The 17,675-nt window shown below is 67.9% G+C and carries 21 protein-coding genes; 13 read left to right on the forward strand and 8 right to left on the reverse strand.

Translation table 11 applies throughout. From position 1 onward, the window contains the following. Positions 1-10: 10 nt before the first annotated feature. The gene (locus ACWZHB_RS24885) at positions 11-2,125 is read right to left on the reverse strand and encodes a serine/threonine-protein kinase (protein WP_427904225.1); all 2,115 of its coding nucleotides are present in this window, start codon (positions 2,123-2,125) and stop codon (positions 11-13) included. 188 nt (positions 2,126-2,313) lie between these two features. Here ACWZHB_RS24885 and ACWZHB_RS24890 point away from each other — a divergent pair, with 188 nt between their 5' ends. Then, positions 2,314-3,087: an acyl-[acyl-carrier-protein] thioesterase gene (locus tag ACWZHB_RS24890; protein WP_427904226.1), complete on the forward strand. Its 774-nt coding sequence runs from the start codon at positions 2,314-2,316 to the stop codon at positions 3,085-3,087. Between the two features lie 69 nt (positions 3,088-3,156). On the opposite strand, the gene ACWZHB_RS24895 is transcribed toward ACWZHB_RS24890, so the two are convergent. Continuing rightward, complete coding sequence (locus ACWZHB_RS24895) at positions 3,157-4,824, reverse strand: FAD-dependent oxidoreductase (RefSeq protein ID WP_427904227.1); 1,668 nt, start codon at positions 4,822-4,824, stop codon at positions 3,157-3,159. 155 nt (positions 4,825-4,979) lie between these two features. Between ACWZHB_RS24895 and ACWZHB_RS24900 the strand changes: the two genes are divergently transcribed. After that, complete coding sequence (locus ACWZHB_RS24900; protein WP_427904228.1) at positions 4,980-5,471, forward strand: SixA phosphatase family protein; 492 nt, start codon at positions 4,980-4,982, stop codon at positions 5,469-5,471. A 10-nt stretch (positions 5,472-5,481) separates the two neighbouring features. Here the strand turns inward: ACWZHB_RS24900 and ACWZHB_RS24905 are convergent, their stop codons facing one another. Then, the gene (locus tag ACWZHB_RS24905) at positions 5,482-5,685 is read right to left on the reverse strand and encodes a hypothetical protein (protein ID WP_427904229.1); all 204 of its coding nucleotides are present in this window, start codon (positions 5,683-5,685) and stop codon (positions 5,482-5,484) included. Between the two features lie 48 nt (positions 5,686-5,733). Between ACWZHB_RS24905 and ACWZHB_RS24910 the strand changes: the two genes are divergently transcribed. From ACWZHB_RS24910 to ACWZHB_RS24930, 5 genes are all read left to right on the forward strand, one after another. Next, a complete protein-coding gene (locus ACWZHB_RS24910) occupies positions 5,734-6,102 on the forward strand; it encodes a VOC family protein (protein WP_427904230.1) in 369 nt (122 codons plus the stop codon). 89 nt (positions 6,103-6,191) lie between these two features. Then, entirely contained in the window at positions 6,192-6,656 is a 465-nt protein-coding gene (locus ACWZHB_RS24915) for a MerR family transcriptional regulator (protein ID WP_427904231.1), read from the forward strand. Further along, positions 6,653-7,669 (forward strand): aldo/keto reductase, encoded by a 1,017-nt coding sequence (locus ACWZHB_RS24920; RefSeq protein WP_427904232.1) that lies wholly within the window; start codon positions 6,653-6,655, stop codon positions 7,667-7,669. The genes ACWZHB_RS24915 and ACWZHB_RS24920 overlap by 4 nt, the downstream gene beginning before the upstream one ends. Positions 7,670-7,849: 180 nt before the next feature. Next, positions 7,850-8,167: a GNAT family N-acetyltransferase gene (locus tag ACWZHB_RS24925; RefSeq protein ID WP_427904233.1), complete on the forward strand. Its 318-nt coding sequence runs from the start codon at positions 7,850-7,852 to the stop codon at positions 8,165-8,167. Beyond that, complete coding sequence (locus ACWZHB_RS24930; protein WP_427904234.1) at positions 8,160-9,149, forward strand: pirin family protein; 990 nt, start codon at positions 8,160-8,162, stop codon at positions 9,147-9,149. Before ACWZHB_RS24925 ends, ACWZHB_RS24930 begins: the two co-directional genes overlap by 8 nt. An 83-nt stretch (positions 9,150-9,232) precedes the next feature. On the opposite strand, the gene ACWZHB_RS24935 is transcribed toward ACWZHB_RS24930, so the two are convergent. Continuing rightward, on the reverse strand, positions 9,233-9,712 hold the full coding sequence (locus ACWZHB_RS24935) for an SRPBCC family protein (protein ID WP_427904235.1): 480 nt from the start codon (positions 9,710-9,712) through the stop codon (positions 9,233-9,235). Beyond that, on the reverse strand, positions 9,709-10,041 hold the full coding sequence (locus tag ACWZHB_RS24940; RefSeq protein ID WP_427904236.1) for an ArsR/SmtB family transcription factor: 333 nt from the start codon (positions 10,039-10,041) through the stop codon (positions 9,709-9,711). The genes ACWZHB_RS24935 and ACWZHB_RS24940 overlap by 4 nt, the downstream gene beginning before the upstream one ends. A 123-nt stretch (positions 10,042-10,164) precedes the next feature. Here ACWZHB_RS24940 and ACWZHB_RS24945 point away from each other — a divergent pair, with 123 nt between their 5' ends. The 3 genes from ACWZHB_RS24945 (at position 10,165) to ACWZHB_RS24955 (ending at position 13,031) form a co-directional block, all read left to right on the forward strand. Next, a complete protein-coding gene (locus ACWZHB_RS24945) occupies positions 10,165-11,421 on the forward strand; it encodes an FAD-dependent oxidoreductase (protein WP_427904237.1) in 1,257 nt (418 codons plus the stop codon). A 110-nt stretch (positions 11,422-11,531) separates the two neighbouring features. Beyond that, positions 11,532-12,173, forward strand: coding sequence for a hypothetical protein (locus ACWZHB_RS24950; protein ID WP_427904238.1), 642 nt, complete (start codon positions 11,532-11,534; stop codon positions 12,171-12,173). 177 nt (positions 12,174-12,350) lie between these two features. Beyond that, positions 12,351-13,031, forward strand: a complete 681-nt coding sequence (locus tag ACWZHB_RS24955; protein ID WP_427904239.1) for a hypothetical protein — start codon at positions 12,351-12,353, stop codon at positions 13,029-13,031. A 28-nt stretch (positions 13,032-13,059) separates the two neighbouring features. On the opposite strand, the gene ACWZHB_RS24960 is transcribed toward ACWZHB_RS24955, so the two are convergent. Further along, a complete protein-coding gene (locus tag ACWZHB_RS24960; RefSeq protein ID WP_427904240.1) occupies positions 13,060-14,391 on the reverse strand; it encodes a serine hydrolase domain-containing protein in 1,332 nt (443 codons plus the stop codon). Positions 14,392-14,413: 22 nt separating this feature from the next. Further along, complete coding sequence (locus ACWZHB_RS24965; protein WP_427904241.1) at positions 14,414-14,932, reverse strand: hypothetical protein; 519 nt, start codon at positions 14,930-14,932, stop codon at positions 14,414-14,416. 114 nt (positions 14,933-15,046) lie between these two features. Between ACWZHB_RS24965 and ACWZHB_RS24970 the strand changes: the two genes are divergently transcribed. Then, entirely contained in the window at positions 15,047-15,715 is a 669-nt protein-coding gene (locus ACWZHB_RS24970; protein ID WP_427904242.1) for a TetR/AcrR family transcriptional regulator C-terminal domain-containing protein, read from the forward strand. A 40-nt stretch (positions 15,716-15,755) separates the two neighbouring features. On the opposite strand, the gene ACWZHB_RS24975 is transcribed toward ACWZHB_RS24970, so the two are convergent. Continuing rightward, positions 15,756-16,286, reverse strand: a complete 531-nt coding sequence (locus ACWZHB_RS24975) for a CGNR zinc finger domain-containing protein (protein WP_427904243.1) — start codon at positions 16,284-16,286, stop codon at positions 15,756-15,758. Between the two features lie 38 nt (positions 16,287-16,324). On the opposite strand from ACWZHB_RS24975, the gene ACWZHB_RS24980 reads away from it, so the two are divergent. Together ACWZHB_RS24980 and ACWZHB_RS24985 are read left to right on the forward strand one after the other, a co-directional pair. Then, a complete protein-coding gene (locus ACWZHB_RS24980) occupies positions 16,325-17,320 on the forward strand; it encodes an EamA family transporter (protein ID WP_427904244.1) in 996 nt (331 codons plus the stop codon). A gap of 91 nt (positions 17,321-17,411) precedes the next feature. After that, positions 17,412-17,639: a hypothetical protein gene (locus ACWZHB_RS24985; RefSeq protein WP_427904245.1), complete on the forward strand. Its 228-nt coding sequence runs from the start codon at positions 17,412-17,414 to the stop codon at positions 17,637-17,639. Positions 17,640-17,675 lie beyond the last annotated feature (36 nt).

Here is a 17,675-nt window from a genome sequence, read left to right on the forward strand (position 1 = left end):
TTGATGACATTCACCCGCGAACATAACCCGGCCGCGGGATCAGCGATAGGCGAACTCGGTGACCGGCTCGTCGGCGAGCACCGAACCGTCCCTCGTGATCGTGAGCGCGGACGCGTCGAGTTGGTACCGGGTGCCGTCTTTCAGGTTGGTCACGGTGTACGCGCCGCCGCCGGTGGGCACCGGATCGTCGATTTCGATTCCGGCGCCGTCGCTGGCGCGCACACCCTTGTAGTAGTAGCGCTGATCGCCGGTGTGGCAGATGACGACTCGCGATCGAGTGGTGCGGGCGATCGACATCGCGGCATCGTTGTCGTTGCAGCGTGGACCCGCCGTCAGGAAGCCCTGGCTCGGCGCCGGAAACGCTGGACTGCAACGGCGGGACGGTGGTCGGGGCCGGGGAGGCGTACGTCTGGCTCTGGGTGTCGATCACGGACGGTTCGACGACGCCGGACGGGGGCGGTGCCGGGACGGCCCCCTCGCGACTGTCGTCGACACTCATCATGATCCACACCCCGATGCCGACCGCCGCCAGCACGATCAGTGAACCGAGCGCGCCGACCAGAACCGGTGTCGCCGAATTACGTTGCTGGGGTACCGGTATCGGTGCGGACGGATGGGTGTACCCACTCCCCGGACCGACTACCCGCTGCGACGCGCGCAAGGCCGTGACCTCGTACTCCGCGGCCCGCCCGGGTTGCGGTCCGGTGACGCGACGGGTCGGCTCCGGACCTGTCCCGCGACGCGTCGAATACCGTTCGGCGGCTTGTGAACCCGCGACCTGCGGCGTCGGGCCGAACGGTCTGGCTTCGGTCGGCTGACGCGCCGGCTGGGACGCCAACCCCCGCGTTTGCGGGGGCGACTTCGGCCCGGCGGACAGGGCGCCCGAGGCTCGGGTTGCCGGCGAATGCGAGTCGGGCGACAGCGCAGCGACGTTTCGAGTGGGCGGCGAATGCGAGTCCCGCGACAGCGCAGCCGAATTCCGGGTCGCGGGTGCGTGCGAGTCGGGCGACAGCGCTGCGGAATCCCTAGTCGGCGGCGAATGCGTGTCCCGGGACAACGCCGCGGAATCCCGAGTGGGCGGCGCGTACGAGTCAGGCGACAGCGCTGCCGAGTCGCTGGTCGCGGGCGCGTCGCGCGGGAGAGCGGCGGAATCTCGAGTCGGCGGTGGGTCGGAGGGGACGACAGCCGAGCCGCGGGTTGTCGGCGGGGAAGGAGCATCCTCGGGTGCGGGCGGCGGTGTCTGGGGGCCGGTGATCTCGACGCGGGCGCCTGCCACCGTGGCGGGAGTGGAGCGTTCGGCTTGGATCAGCGCGGCCTTCGCGGCACGGGCCAGGTCGACGGGGGTGCCGTAACGCTGTTCGGGGCGCTTGGCCATGCCTCGCTCGATCACCGCGTCGAAGGTGGCCAGCGTGGAGTCGGCGGCGCTGGGGCGCGGCGCGGGCGCCATCTGGTGTGACCCGATCGCGCCCGCGAGGCTGTTCACCGGGAACGGCACCCGGCCGACCAGGCATTCGTAGAGCACACAGGTGAGCGCGTAGGTGTCCACCGACGGCGACATCGGCACGCTCTCGAACCGCTCCGGCGCCATGTACGCCATCGAGCCGACCGCACTGCCCGCGCTGGTGAGCTGCGGGTCGGTGGCGGTATGGGCGATGCCGAAGTCGACCAGGTAGGCGAACAGGTTGCCGGTGAGCAGGATGTTGCCCGGTTTCACGTCGCGATGGACCAGGCCGACCTCGTGCGCCGCGTCGAGCGCGAACGCGATCTGCTCGACCACCTGCACCGCCTCGACGGGCGTGAGCCTGCCGTGCTGCTGGAGCCGCTCGCGGAGATCGACGCCCTTGACCAGCCGCATGTCGATATAGAGAACGCCGTCGACCTCGCCCCAGTCGTGCACCGGGATGACATGCGGTTCCTGCACGCTGGCCATCGCCTGCGATTCGCGGCGGAAGCGCTGCACGAAGGTGGGGTCGCCGGCGAGTTCGCGATTGAGCATCTTGAGGGCGACAACACGATTCTTGGAGGTGTCGTATGCCTCGTAGACCTCCCCCATACCGCCGACTCCGAGAAGTCTGCGAATTTCATAGCGCCCGAACATCGAGCCCGCCATTGCTCCGCCGGCCATTAGTGCAGGCTACCTGGGCACGGACGTCTCTGTCATGTAAGACAACCGCGCTGGTACCGCCGTGGTGACCGGCACCTGGTACCGCTAGTCCCGACTCGGCGCGAGGGTGTGATCTGCGACCCGTAAAGTCGTGTACAGAACTACGCAAGAAGTCGCGGCGCACCTGGTGGGCCGTGCAAGGAGCACACGTGTCACTCGATCAGCCACTGGCCCCGCTTCCGCAGGAGGGCACGGGTTTCGCCACGGCGTGGCCCGTCCGGGCCGGCGACGTGGATCCTTATCAACGGCTGCGCCTGGATGCCGTGGCGCGCTACCTCTCCGATATCGCCTGGGACGAACTGAACCAGACGGCGCTGCACCTCACCGATCCCACCTGGATCGTGCGCCGCACCGTCATCGACGTGATCCGGCCGGTCGTATGGCCCGACAACGTGCATCTCGAGCGCTGGTGTTCGTCGATGTCCACCCGCTGGACGAACATGCGCACGCGGATCACCAGCGAACGCGGCGGGTTGATCGAGACCGAGGGATTCTGGATCAACCTCAGCGAATCGAGCAATCTCCCCGCTCGGATCAGCGACGACGGCCTCGCCTACCTGGCCCGATCCACCGACGAGCACCGCCTGCGGTGGCGGCCGTACCTCACCGATCCGGCGCCGCGCGAGTCCGATACCGACCTGCCGTTCCCGGTGCGCGCGACCGATATCGACCAGTACAACCACGTCAACAACGCCTGCTACTGGCAGGCCGTCGAACAGTTCCTCGTCGACTACCCGAAACTGGTCGCGGGCCCGCACCGCGCCGTGATCGAGTATGTGGCGCCGGTGCTGGCCCGCGAGCACATCACCGTGCGCGCCCGCCACGAACCGGGCGACAACACCGGACAGATGGTGTTGCGACTGTGGTTCGTGGTCGGCGGCGTCACGACGACCGTCGTCCGAATCATGCCGCTACCGCAATAGTCTTGGCGGCCGGCGCCGCCAATTCTCGACCGCCTACCCCGGCGCCTGGGTGGCGCCGGGGCCCAGCGGCTAGCCCTTGGCTGCTTTGAGCAGGTCGGCGCGGGTGGTGAACTTGACCCGTGGCCTGCCTGCTGCCTTGCCCGCGGACTTCTCGGCCTGGTCGATGGTCTTCCAGGCCTTGCGGTCGACCAGGTCGGGCTGACGCTCGGCGAGCAGGGCGCGCAGGGCGGCCCGGTCGCCGGTCGGCGCGGTGAGTTTGCCCGCGATGAAGTCGGCGATCACCGCTTCGACGGTTTCCTCGGCGTCGACGCGGTTGGAGCCGATCACGCCGCGCGGGCCGCGCTTGATCCAGCCGGAGACGTAGACGCCGGGGACCGGCTGGGTCGCGTCGATGACCCGGCCGTGCTCGCTCGGCACCGTGCCGCGCCGCTCGTCGAAGGGCAGGCCGGCGACGGGCACGCCGCGGTAACCGATCGAACGCAACACCAATCCGGTCTCGATGGTCTCGGTGCGGTCGGTGGCGGTGGCCACCAATTGCCCGTTCTCCTCGGTCAATTCGTTGTGCGCGAACTCGAGCGCGGTCACCGCGTCGGTGCCGTGCACGGCGGTCGGCGTGGCGAGGTAGCGGAAGACGATCCGCTTGTTCGACAAGTCCGGCTTCGCCGTCGAGTACTCCTTCGCCAGTTCGTACTTCAGGCGCAGCGAGGGTTCGATGTTCGGATCGTCGAGGATCGCGCGACTGTGCGGGTCGAGCTCGATATCGGCGGGGTCGATGATCACGTCGACATTGTTGCGATGCGTGAGCGACAGGAACTCCGGCGAGCTGTACGCGGCTTGCAGCGGACCGCGCCTGCCGAGCACGACGACCTCGCGAATATTGCTGCGGCGCAGGGCATCCAGCGCGTGGTCGGCGATGTCGGTCTTGGCCAGCTCGTCCGGATCGCCGGTGAGCACGCGCGCCACATCGAGGGCGACGTTGCCGTTGCCGACGATCACCGCGCGCTCGCCGGACAGGTCGAACTCGCGCTCGGCGAAGTCGGGGTGGCCGTTGTACCAGGCCACGAACTCGGTGGCCGAGTGACTGCCGGGCAGGTCCTCGCCGGGGATGTCGAGCGAGCGGTCACTCGAAGCGCCGACGGCGTAGATCACCGCGTGGTGGTGATCGAGGAGCTCCTGGTGATCGATGTGCTCGCCTACCTCGACGTTGAGGTAGTACTGCAGCGTGTCGCGACGGAACGCCGACTCGAACATCTCGGCCACGCCCTTGGTACCCGCGTGATCGGGAGCGACGCCCGCGCGCACCAGACCCCACGGGGTCGGCAGCCGGTCGAACATCTCGACCTCGACATCGCTGCGCCGCAGCAGTTCGTCGGCGGCGTAACAGGCCGCGGGGCCCGCGCCGACGATCGCGACGCGCAGCGTGCCCAAGCTCTTGGGCGGACGGGTGGGCGTGCTCAGCGGGTCGAAATTCGACTCGAGCGGGTGACGCTGGAAGTAGGCGGCGTTGATCTCGCGGTACCTGGACAGCGAGGCCAGCAGGTCATCCTCGGAGAAGATCGCGTCCACCGGGCACGCGTCGACGCAGGCACCGCAGTCGATGCAGGTGTCGGGGTCGATGTACAGCATCTCCGCCGTGGCGAACTCCGGTTGATCCGGAGTCGGGCGGATGCAGTCGACCGGGCATTCGGTGACGCAGCTGGCGTCGTTGCAACAACGCTGCGTGATGACGTAGGCCATAGGTGCAGATCCTCGAAATGTGTGGTCGGTGGCTCGAGGCGCCCCCGCGACGGCTCGCGGCGGGGTGTGCCGTGAACGCATCGATGGTGACGCAGCTTTCAGTGTGCCTCGAGTGTGACTGCCACCTCACCCCTGCCCGGGATTACGGTGGTCTGATGGTGGCGACCCTGATCTTGATGCGGCACGGAAAATCGGCCTACCCCGACAATGTCGACGACCACGCGCGCCCGCTCGCACCGCGTGGCGAACGCGAAGCGGCGCTGGCAGGCGACTGGCTGCGGGCCACCCAGCCGCCGATCGACGCGGTGCGCTGCTCGACCGCCGAACGGACGAGGCAGACGCTGGCGCGCACCGGCATCACGGCGCCGGTCGAGTACACCGATGACATCTACGACGCGAACCCGCACACCCTCCTGGAGCTGATCGGACTCACCGACGACTCCATCTCGACGCTGCTGCTCGTCGGCCATGTGCCCGGAATCCCCTGGACCGCATGGGAACTGGCGAGCAATCGCGAATCCGATCAGGCGACCGAACTCAGCCGCAAGTTCCCCACCTCGGCGCTGGCAGTGCTCGAATTCGACCGGCCGTGGGCACAGCTCGGCCCCGGTACCGGCGAACTCACGTCGTTCCACGTGCCTCGCTGAGGTGCCGGGTTCACTTCAGCAACTTGCCTCCGACGACGATGCCCACCCCGAGTAACACCAGGAGCAGCAACGCGACGAAGCCGTTCGTCAACGCCCAGACCACGCCGAGCACGAGTACCACCGGCGCCACCGCGATCGCGGTGATCACCGGGCTCTCCTTGACCGTTTCCCAAGCCGAGCGGGCCCTGACGCGGTCGATGTCCTTACCAGCCATGTGATCCACACTACGTTTCTGTCGGACAACCGTGTCATGCTCGAGCACATGGATTGGAAAATCGAACTCGTTGCCATCCCGGTCACCGATGTCGACCGGGCCAAGGATTTCTACACCAGCATCGGCTTCAACGCCGATCACGACCACACGCCGAGCCCGGATATCCGATTCGTGCAGCTCACCCCGCCAGGTTCGGGGTGTTCGATCTGCATCGGCCGCGGGCTCACCAGCGCCGCACCGGGCAGCGTCGAGGGGATGCAGATGGTCGTGGCCAGCGCCGACAAGGCCTATGAACAGCTGATCGCCGCCGGCGTGCAAGCCACCCCTGTCGAGGACATGGGCTGGGGCCGGTTCACGTTCTTCGCCGATCCAGACGGCAACAAGTGGGCCATCCAGGAGCTGCCGAACTACAGCTGACGTCGCTCGCTCGGGGAAAATCGACGCTTGCTTGGAGTGCACTCCAGGTGAATAGCGTCGAGGAAGTTCCACGGGAAGGGACGAGCACGATGGATCAGGACACCGCCCTGCGCGCCGACAGCGGAGATCGGGAGCACGAGCGCCCGAAGTACTCGATCGGCCAGGCAGCCGAGCGATCAGGGCTCAGCCGCGACACGTTGCGCTGGTACGAGCGGATCGGGCTGATGGGGTACATCGGTCGCGATCACACCGGCAACCGCCGGTTCAGCGACCGCGACCTCGAGTGGCTGGCGCTGATCGGGCGGCTGCGGCTCACCGGCATGCCGGTGGCCGACATGATCCGCTACGCCGAACTGGTGCGGGCCGGTGAGCAGACCTATCCGCAGCGGCTGGAGATGTTCCGCCAGACCAGATCCGACGTGCTCGACAAGATCGCGGAGCTGCAACAGACCGTGGCCGTTCTCGACTACAAGATCGCCATCTACGAAGGCCGATCCGATGTGGGCCGACCCGCCACGATCACCGTGCCCACGAGCGAAGGAAGCGACATATGAGCACCACCGCGACACTGCCGACCACCACCCTCGGCGCCGACGGCCCGCTGATCGGCGCCCAGGGGCTCGGCTGCATGGGTATCAGCGAGTTCTACGGCGATACCGATGCGGCCGAATCGCAAGCCACCCTCGATCACGCACTCGAACTCGGCGTCACCCTGTTCGACACCGCCGACGTGTACGGCTCCGGCCACAACGAGGAATTCCTGGCCGATTTCGTCCGCGCCAACCGCGAAAACCTGCTGATCGCCACCAAATTCGGCATGGTGCGTAAGGCCGACGACCCGCGCTTCCGCGGTTTCGACAACTCCCCCGCCTACATCCGCGCCTCCGTCGATGCCAGCCTGCGCAGGCTCGGCGTCGACGCGATCGACCTGTACTACATGCACCGGCGCGATCCGGCCGTGCCGATCGAGGAGACCGTCGCCGCGATGGCCGAACTCGTCGCGGCGGGCAAGGTACGGGCGCTCGGCCTGTCCGAGGTGACCGGGGACGAACTGCGCGCCGCGCACGCGGTGCACCCGATCGCGGCGCTGCAGTCGGAGTGGTCGCTGTTCTCCCGCGATGTGGAACGCACCGCGGTGCCCGCCGCGGCCGAACTCGGTGTGACGTTCGTGCCGTATTCGCCGCTGGGGCGTGGTTTTCTCACCGGCGCATTCGCCTCGGCGAAAGAGCTGAGCGACAAGGACTTCCGTCGATTCCAGCCGCGCTTCACCGGCGACAACGCCCAGCACAACGCCGAATTGCTGACACCGTTGGCCACGATCGCCGCGGCACACGGCATCACCCAGGCGCAGGTCGCGCTCGCGTGGGTGCACGCGAGGGCGAGTGTGCACAACTTGTCCGTGGTGCCGATCCCCGGTACCCGCAAGCGGACCAGACTGGCCGAGAACGTCGCCGCGGCGTCGGTGCGGCTGTCGGCCGATGAACTCGCGACGCTGGAACCGATCGCGGGGCAGGTGGCGGGCAGCCGGTACGCGGATATGACGTTCACCTCGGCCGGGCGCGAGTAGCGGCGGCGGGGCGGCGATGGTCGCGGTCGACGATCGCCGCCGAGCCGCGCGGTCCACGCGGAATAGCAGCAGGTGACGAACAGTTCTTTTCGACGAATACCGGTCGGTGCTCGTCCGGGCCGCACCGTTCACGTACTGATCCGCCGTGCACCGGTACCGGTGCGAAAGGAGCACACGCAGATGACCGAGACCACCGAGGCGCAACGCCGCGTCGTGCACAACGTCGAGAAGAACCGCTACGACGTGTTCCTCGACGACGAGCTCGCCGGTTTCGCCGAGTACATCGAGCGCGGCAACGACACCGATTTCATCCACACCGAGATCGACGACGCGTTCGCGGGCAAGGGCCTGGGCGGGGTGCTCGCCCGTCGGGCCATCGAGGACGTGATCGCGCGCGGACGCACCATCACCGCGCACTGCCCGTTCATCCGCGGCTGGCTGGACAAGCATCCCGAGTACGACGCGCACGTGGTGGGCAAGGGCATCGCTGGTGAGTGACCTGGAGGCGCATCCCGGCGAGGCTGTGTGCGAGCCGTCGCCGAGCCCCGGGCCGGTCGCCGAGCTGTACCCGGCCAGGGAGGTGCCGCTCGGGGGTGTGCGCGGCGTATACGTGGAACGCACACTGCCGCAACGGGATCTACCGACCGTCGGCGCGTGGTGTTTCCTCGACCGGTTCGGTTCGGCCACCGCGACCGAGGCGGGCGCCTCCCCCGACATCCTGCCGCACCCGCACATCGGCCTGCAGACGGTGACCTGGCCGCTCGACGGGCGCATCCGGCATCGCGATTCGGTGGGCTCCGACGTCGAGATCGAACCGGGGCAGCTGAATCTGATGACCTCCGGTCGCGGCATCGCGCACTCGGAGTTCGGCGTGCCCGGCGCCGAGGCGGGCCACGGCCTCCAGCTGTGGATCGCGTTGCCCGGCACCGCGACGGGCATCGAGCCGCATTTCGAGCAGCATCGCGAACTGCCGGTCTACTCGGCGGCAGGGCTGCGTGCCACCGTGCTGATCGGCGCGCTGGGTGATGTCACCTCACCGGCGAAGGCCTACACGCCGATCGTCGGGGCCGATATCGTGCTCGATCCCGGTGCCGAGGTACGGCTGCCGGTGGAGCGCGGGTTCGAGCACGCGGTGCTGGTGATCGCGGGCACGGTGACGGTCGACGGCACCGAACTCACCCCGGGACCGCTGCTGTACCTGGGCACCGACCGCGCCGAGCTGCGCCTGACCAGTTCCGGCGGTGCGCATTTCGCGCTGGTCGGCGGCGAACCCTTCGTCGAGGAGCTGGTGATGTGGTGGAACTTCGTCGCCCGCAGTCACGACGAGATCGTCGAGGCACGCGGGGCGTGGGAAGCTCGCGACACCAGCCGCTTTCCCACGGTCGTCGGCCACACCCCCGAGGAGCGGATCCCCGCTCCGCCACTACCGCCGTTGCGCCTGAAGCCGCGCAAACGAGCCACCGGCTGCCCACACCACTGACTCGGAGGCCGAATCGCCTTCGCACCCGGGAATCAGCGCTACCTCGATGCGGCCTCCCCCGGCGCGCATCGAGGTAGCGCGGCTCAGCGCCCCTTGGCCAGCAGGGCGTCCAGCGCGCGGTAGCTGTCGTTGAGGCCGCCCTCCATACCCGAGGCGAGCATGCCAGCACACTCCTCGGCCGTGTGGAAGACACTGTCGGTGACGACCCTGGTCCGGCCGTCGCCGAGGTCGACGAAGGTCGTGTCGTCGATGGAGATATGGGCGGGCATGCCGTCCCACTCGAAGGACTGCACGATGCGCTGCTTCGGGGTGATCTCGCGGAAGCGGCCTTCGAAACCGTAGGACTCGTCGCCCTCGTGTTCGACGAAACGCCAGTGCCCGCCCTTGCGGAACTCCCAGCGCTCGATGTCGACCGTGTGGCCGCGGCCCCACCAGCGCGAAAGCTGCTCGATGCGGCTGAAGGCGTCCCACACCCGATCCAGCGGCGCGTCGAAATCGCGTTCGATGTGGACTTCGCGGTCCGAGGTGGAGGTGATGACCGCGTCGTTGGTGGTTGTGCTCATTGGTCTGGCTCCGTTCGTTGCAGGAATTCACCGAGACGGTCCATCCGGGCCTCGAGCATCTGCCGATAACCCTGCATCCAGGCCACCTCACGATCGAAGACGTGCTCACAGATCCGGCAGTACCGCACCCGCCCACGCTTCTCGGTGACCACCATGCCCGCGTCCTCGAGCAGCCCGATGTGCTTCTTGATGCCGGTCAACGTCATCTCGAACCGCTCGGCCAACTCGCTGATACTCGCGGGCCCACGCCCGAGTTGCTCGAGGATGCCCCGCCGGGTGGGGTCCGCGAGCGCCCCGAACGAGGCGTCTAGGAAGTCATACTGAACCATCTAGTTCAGTATTGCGTGGCGACGCCATCCGGTCAAGCCCCTTTCGCCGAACGCTGGACGGAGCGCAGAATTGCCTACTACGCTTTGTCGTAGGACCTGGCGGGACTCATCGAGGGGGAACTCATGGACAAGACCACGTGCTGCATCGTCGGCGGTGGCCCCGCGGGCACGATGGCAGGCCTGCTGCTGGCCAGAGCCGGTGTCGAGGTCACCGTGCTGGAAAAACATGCCGACTTCCTCCGGGATTTTCGCGGCGACACCGTGCATCCGTCGACGGTCCGGCTGATCGACGAACTGGGTCTCGGCACCGAGTTCGCCAGGTTGCCGCGTTCCGAGCTGAACCGGATGTGCATGTACGCAGGCGACCGCATGGTGGTCGCCGCCGATCTCACGCGAATTCCCGGCAAGTACCGGCATATCGCCATGGTGCCGCAGTGGGACTTCCTCGACCTGTTGGTGCGTGCCGCGGCCGAGGAGCCGACCTTCACCTTGCGCATGCGCTCGACCGCGACCGGGTTGATCGACGAGGGCGGACGAGTGGCCGGAGTGCGTTATCGCGATGCCGACGGCAACGCACACGCGCTGCGCGCCGATCTCGTGATCGCCTGCGACGGACGCGATTCCGTGGCGCGCGAGGCCGCGGGCCTGCGTCAGCGGATGGAGGACGTGCCGATGGACATGTGGTTCTTCCGCATCCCGAAAGCGGTGGACGACATCGACGGCGGTGCGGTGCAGGCGCGCTTCACCAACGGCAACTCCGCGGTGGCCATCGACCGCGGCGACTACTACCAGACCGGTTACATCATCGAAAAGGGCTGCGACGCAGCGCTTCGCGATGCCAACGACGTGCGATGGCTGCGTGATCGCGTCACCGAACTCTTCGGCTGGCCCGCCGGGGCGACGGCGGCGATCCGGACCTGGGACGACGTCAAGCTGCTCGAGGTGACGGTGGGCATGCTCGACCGGTGGTACGTGCCCGGCCTGCTGTGCATCGGCGATGCCGCGCACACGATGTCACCGGTCGGCGGCGTCGGCGTCAACCTCGCGGTACAGGACGCCGTGGCGGCCGCGCGCATCCTGGCGCAGCCACTGCTCGACGGCACCGTGCGGATCGCCGATCTGGAAAAGGTGCAGCGCAGACGGATGCTGCCCGCGAGCTTCACCCAGCGATCCCAGCGCGGCGAACACGACATGCTCATCGCGCCCGCACTGCGGGGAACCCTGCACACCGCACCGCTGTCGCTGCGCGTCGTCGATGCCGTGCCCGCGCTCGCCGGAATCACCGCCTATCTCGGCGGGATCGGTCTGCGCCCCGAGCGCGCACCGGAGTTCGCGCGACGTCCACCGGCCGCTGCGGAAACGTCGGACACGAGGCGCTGAGCTGTTCGGCTCGATCGGCTGTGGACTTTCCGAACGAGGCCGCAACGGCTAGGTTTGCCGCGACGAACGGGACGAAAAGGGCCCGGGTGGAGCAGCAGGAGGCTTGCGGGATGAGGATCGGCACTGGGGTCGGGGCGGCGCTGCTCGCGATGGGGGTCATCGTGGCGGCGGCCGGGAACGGGTACGCCGAGCCCGCCGCGGTTGTCGCCGAGCAGCCGGTTTCGGCGCCGTCGCTGCGCGGGGTCGACAAGGGTGTGAACTACCAGGTGAGCGCGACCGATGATCGGCGCGCGGTGGTCACCAGCATCGACGCGGGGCGGTTCCAGCTCGTCCACGACGCGAAAGTCGTTGCGGTGACCGATGAATCGGGTGCGATTCTCGCGGCGCTGCCGATGGTTGTGCGCGTCGGTGAGCACGCGGTGCCGCTCACGCCGTCGATCGACGAGAAGGGCACCAGCCTGACCCTCACCCCGATCGGCGAAGCCACCGCACCCGTGCGCGATATCAGCGCCCAGGAACGCTTCTTCGCCGAAACCCAGCGCCTGCAACCGCAGATCATCGAAGGCGCCGCCATCGGGGCTGCTATCGGTTTCGTGCTCGGCTTCCCGCTCGGCCTCTTCATCCTGGACTTCATCACCGTCCCGGTCGCCACCGTGGCGGGTGCGGCGATCGGCGCTCTCGCCGGATACGCGATGGCGGGTGGTCAGCCCGCGATCGATACCGCGCTGGCCTATGTCACCGGGGCGCCCTGATCACTGTGCGGGTACGGCACCGGGCGAGCGGTACGCGGACGAACAGATGGCCATGCCGGACAGCGAACGCTGATCGCGTCGCCGCGGGCGCAAGCAGCCGGCTCGCGAACTCTCGACGGTGGATTGTCGCCGGTCTCGGCTACCGTTGAGGCAGCATGTCCGCACGGGTGGGTGGTGATGAGAGTGGTGTTCGACCCGCTGGCCGATATCGAACGCGCCCTGGCCGAACAGGCCGGGTGGACGTGGTTCGACGACTACCTGCTGTACACGTGCGGGGTGGCCGATCTCCTCGCGCGCGGTGAGGTGGCGCTGATCCCGCACACCGCGACCCGGGTGCGGATCGAGCCCGGTGAGGTCGGCCTGGCCGAGGGGTCGGTCAACTGGTACACGTGGCGGGCGACCGGCGACGGCAACTCGACTCGTCACCGGGGCCCCGGCGCAGGCCCGGCCCCGATCGTCGCGGCCGCGCAGTTGGGCAACGCCGTCGTGAACCGGACCCGGCGCACACAGGCGGCGGCCGCCGCGCAACCCCGCTGGGTGGCGGAACGGGCAGGGTCGGTGATGATCTCGGATCGCCGACTGCATCTCACCAACCCTGATCGGTCGTTCTCGCTGTACTGGTCCGCACTCGAATCCATCGACCTCACCTCGCCGGATCGCGTCGGCTGCCGATTCCCCGACCGGGACGGCAAACTCCAGCAGATACAGATCCAGACTCCGTGGGCAGCACTGCTTTTCGTCACCGCCGCGCTGCGACATTTCCCGCATCACCCGCTGCTGAAGACCGGGACTTGGCTGCCTGCGGGGTTCGAGGACAAGTGCCATCTGGCGGGGAAGAAGTGCCCGAAGGTCCGGTAGACGCGCTGGTCGGTACGGCCGTCTCGAGCTAGCCGATGCGCGTGAACAACCGTCCAGCCAGGTCGACTCCGCTCACCGCGCCGTTCTCGTCACGGCTGAAGTACCCACGCTGGCCGACGAAAGCTCCTGAGGTGACGATGTATTCGTCACCCGCGCCCGGCAGCAGGCCGAAGTCGAACGGCGCGTGGTCGGGCGGGAGCGCCGGGTCGGCCGCGCGCAACTCCGGCTTGATCCTGACCTCGAGGACCAGACTCGAAGGGGTCGCGGTGATGTCGAAGGTCATCGCGTCGATCTCGTAGCGGCCGAGCAGTTCCGCGGCGGCCGTGGCGTCGAAAGGCAGCGGTGCCGGGTCGACATCGTCGATGCCGAGGTAGTGCGCGAGAACCCAGCGGACGATCCGCTGGTTGCACGCGATGCCATCGGGACCGGCGTTGGCCATCACGACCACCGCGAAGTCGCGTTCGGGGACGAGAAGCAGTTCGGCGAACTGCCCGAAGCCCGAACCGCCGTGGCCGATGGTTCGGACACCGTCGATGTCGCGGACGAACCAGCACAGGCCGATCGCGTCGCCGAGTGAACTGGCCCGCAACTGCACGGTCGGCTCCTGCATGTGGGTGAGCATGTCGGCCGGCAGCACGTCGTTCGTCCCCAGATGGACACGCATCCATCGCAACTGGTCGACCACGGTTGTGGCGAGGCCGCCGCCGGGATTGTTGGCGCGGTTGCCCTTCCACGGCCGCACGACGCTCACTTCGTGGTCGGCGCCGAGTTCGTGGCCGATCGCGAAGCGGCGGGTGACGACGTCGGAGAGCTGAAAGACGCTGTTGTTCATGCCGACTGGCGCGAGCACCAGATCATGGACCGCGCTCTCGAAACTCTGTCCGGTGACAGTTTCGATGACCCGGCCGAGGAGGTTGAACCCGGCCTGGCTGTAGGAGGACCGTTCGCCGGGCTTGCCGATCGTCGGGAGATCGCCCAGTTGGCGGGCGAACTCGGCGAGCGCGTCGTCACCCTCACCGCTGTCGACGAGGAGGTTCCAGTCCAGGCCCGCGGTGTGGTTGAGCAGGTTTGCGACCGTGATGTCGGTCGAGGCGGTGAACTCCGGAACATACTGCTGCACAGGCGCGTTCAGGTCGACCCTGCCGTCGGCTACCAGCCGCATCAGCGCGGTCGCGGTCACCGGTTTGGTGATCGAGCCAGCGGCGAACAGGGTGTCGGGGGTGATGGGAAGCGGGTTCTCGACGCCGGTGACGCCGTGCGTCGCGAAGATCTCGTGACCGTCGACGAAGACGCCGACGGCTACGCCGGGGATACCGAATTCGGTGGCAGTGGCGGCGATGAACTGGGCGAGAGCGGACATGGTCTTCTCCTTGCTTGCTGTTTCAGGAAAGGGCGAGGGCGGCGAGGCCGAGGATGGTGCCGCCGAAAACGGTGATGTTGCGCAGCGTCTGCAGGGTCCAAGTCCAGGCCGGGAAGCCGGATTCGGCGGCCGCGAGCAGTGCGGGAACGTCGATGCGGGTCAGTTCGGGATCGCCCTTGCGGCGGAACGCGGTGCGCACCGAGCTCACGGCAGTGTGATTGCTGTAGACGATGACGGTGTTGCCGAGCAGAACCAAGGTCAACACCACCCAGTTCAGTGGCTGGGCGACGGCCAGGTCAGCGAGGTTGACTCCGGCGAGCGCGATCATGATCGCGGCGATGCTGATCGGCGCGGCACTCTCATGGCCGCTGGCGTCGAACCGCATGCCGTTCTCGGTGAGCGCGGTGGTGCGCACGCCCTGCCGGGCCAGCTCGGACTCGGCGGCGGCCATGGCGGCCGCGCCGTAGCGATGACGCACGATCGGCATGCTCACGAATGCGGCGGCGATGACTAGATCGATGGCGGCGAGGAGGACGTTCATGCTGGTCAATCCCTTCTTGAACTATGTAAAAGTACAATAGCCCGCGACTTGAACTAAGTGCAAGGAGTTTCTTGAACTTTGTGAAAGTGCCAGGTGAGCCCCTATGGTTGGGGCATGCCGCGTGAGACATTGACCCGCGAACAGATCGTCGCCACCACGATCGAACTCCTGGACGAAGAGGGCCTGGACGGGCTGAACATGCGCAGCCTCGGCAAGCGGCTCGACTCCGCGCCGACCGCGATGTACTGGCATGTGAAGAACAAGGACAACCTGATTCGCCTGGCCGCCGACGAGACATGGGGCGAAATCGCCCTGCCCGATCCCGGCTCGCTCGACTGGCGCGCGGCCGCCGAACAGCTGGCTCGCGGGTTGTACACAACCATCACCAGGCATCCCTGGCTGGCGCAGGCCCAGTCGAGCTACCTGCTCTACGGGCCGAACAAAGCTCGCCACGATGAGGTCGCGCTGACGGTGTACGAGCACGCCGGGTTCGCCGACGACGCGGCCGACCAAGCGATGGGGGCGGTGTTCACGCTGATCCTCGGCAACGCCGCCGGCGCCGCGGCCGACGTGTCACTGCGGCGGCGGCTCGGGCGCGGAGATCGCGATCCGGCGGTCGAATTACAGGCCGCGCTCGACGAGGCAGGCGAGATCGCCCTGCCGCACCCGCGGCTGCGGGCACGGCTCGAGCGGGCCGATACGGAAACCCTCACGGCCGTGGGGGATTTCGAGTTCGGACTCGCGGCGCTGCTCGACGGGCTCGCGCAACGGCTGCCGAGCTAGCGCGCGGACCTCGCTTCGGCGCGAATCACGGTGCAGTGGGCTACTTCTGGCGCGCGCGATAGGCGGCGACGGCGTTGCGATTTCCACAGGCCGTGCTGCAATAGCGACGGGACCGGTTGCGCGACAGGTCGAGCACGAGTCCCTCACAATCCGCGTCCGCACAGATCGATAGGCGACTCAGGTCGTCGGCGCGGATCAGATCGATCATGGCCATCGCGGTCTCGACGGCGATGCGAACAGGCAGCGGCGCCTGCGCTGGGACAGCGTGCACGTGGTAGTCGACCTCGCCGTGGCGGACGAGTTGCGGGACCGCGCGATACTCGGCCAGGGTCTCGTTCACCAGGGCGACCGCGGCGTCCCGGTCGCTGGTGAGGATGCGGCGCAACGGCGCGCGCAGGGCCCGGACGGCGGCCAGTTCAGCCGCGTCACCGGCGTGCACGCCCGTGTAGACGTGCCGTTCGAAGAACTCGGCGAGCTGGGCCGTCTCGGTCAGGGTGTCGGGGTCTTCGGCGGAGTTGACCAGCTCTACCGCCGCCAGCAGTGCCGCCTCGGTGTCATGAGCAAAAACCACGTTGACATATTACCTCAACGAATTTACCGTCATTAGTCATGGAGACTTTGACTCATGACGGCGCGGCCCGGATCCGAACCGGACTGTTCTTCGCCCTCGCCTCCGCCACCTCGTTCGGAATGTCGGGCCCGCTCGCCCGCGGGCTGATGGACGCGGGATGGAGTGCGGCCGCGGTGGTCGCCGCGCGCGTGCTGCTCGCCGGAGTCGTCCTGCTGCCCTTGGCGATTCACCAACTGAAGGGCAACTGGCAGCTGGTGCGCGCCAACGCGAGCCTCATCGCCGTCTACGGTTTGATCGCCGTGGCGGGCACCCAGCTCGCATACTTCAACGCGGTCGCGCGCATGGAGGTGGGCACCGCGTTGCTCATCGAGTTCGCCGCCCCGATCGCGATCGTCGGCTGGTTGTGGGCGCGTCATCGTCAACGGCCCGGCGCGGCGACCATCGCGGGGGCCGCCCTCGGCATCACCGGCCTGATATTGGTCCTCGACGTGTTGTCCGGGGTGTCGACCGATCCGGTCGGCATCGTGTGGGCGCTGGGCTCGATGGTCGGCGCCGCCGCGTACTTCCTGCTGTCGGCCGAGGGCGGCGACCTGCCCGGCACCGTGCTCGCCGCAGGCGGCCTCCTGATCGGCGGCCTGACCCTGCTCCTCGCGGGCGCCGTCGGCATCGTCCCCCTGCACGCCGCCACAAACCCGGCCGTCTTCGCCGACTTCACCACCCCCTGGTGGATCCCCATCCTTCTCATCGGCATCGTCACCGCCGCCATCGCCTACGTCACCGGCATCGCCGCCACCCGCCGCCTCGGCTCCCGCCTAGCCTCCTTCGTAGCCCTCACCGAAGTCCTGGCCGCCCTGATCTTCGCTTGGATCCTCCTCGCCGAGGCCCCCCGCCCCATCCAATTGCTCGGCGGCGCACTGATCCTCATCGGCGTAGTCACCGTCCGCCTCGGCGAACCCTCCACCGCCGCCCTCGGCGACCCCGAGACACCGGCAGACACCCTCGACGACGCGCCCGCGCTGACGCCAGAACCCTGATCCGTGGGCGCGACAACACTCATTCCGCCACACTGTCCAGGTGCTGGAGAAGCGAGCGGACACACCGCACTGTCCGGAATGCAGTGGCCCGATGACCCGGATCGCCTATGGCAAACCTAGCCCGCCGATGCGCGAACGCGCCGAGCGTGGCGAGATCATCCTGGGCGGATGCTGTGTCAACGACTCGCTACGGTGGGGCTGCATTCCATGCATGGCCCGAAAAGCAGACGAGCAGCACCGTGCTGACATGGAAAAGCTGATCAGCCGCTACCAGGATCGGCATGTCACCCGTAGCCAAGAACCAGACTCAACGCGTTGACTCGGTCATCGGTCGACTCGGCACCCCTGCGCGGCT

This window comes from Nocardia sp. FBN12, assembly GCF_054031145.1.